This window comes from Rhodococcus sp. PAE-6 (genome assembly GCF_025290685.1).
Taxonomy (GTDB): domain Bacteria; phylum Actinomycetota; class Actinomycetes; order Mycobacteriales; family Mycobacteriaceae; genus Rhodococcus; species Rhodococcus pyridinivorans.
The window spans coordinates 1-244 of record NZ_JAOCLZ010000200.1; the positions used below are offsets into that span (position 1 = coordinate 1).

The following is a 244-nucleotide window of genomic DNA, read 5'->3' on the forward strand; positions in this document are numbered from 1 at the left end:
AGATACATTTTTTTCAACATTTCAAGTTTCTCAAACAGAGAGCCTAATTTATTAGTTTTTTCAAGTGTCTCTGCAATTATCTGAAATGAACCGTTTGCTTCATATACTGTGGCACTTCCCATTATTTTTACATGGTCGCCTTCCTTCAAATCAGTTGGAATATTTTTATAAATATATTTGAATATAGCACACTTTACACTTGATTTATCATCCTTAAGCGTGAAGTAAAGATGGCCTGAACGGT

At 32.4% G+C, this 244-nt stretch carries 1 protein-coding gene; it reads right to left on the reverse strand.

Annotated elements, in window-relative coordinates:
• Positions 1-244: exodeoxyribonuclease VII large subunit (locus tag NVV99_RS26770; protein WP_260783332.1), on the reverse strand; the 244-nt coding region annotated here is incomplete at both ends.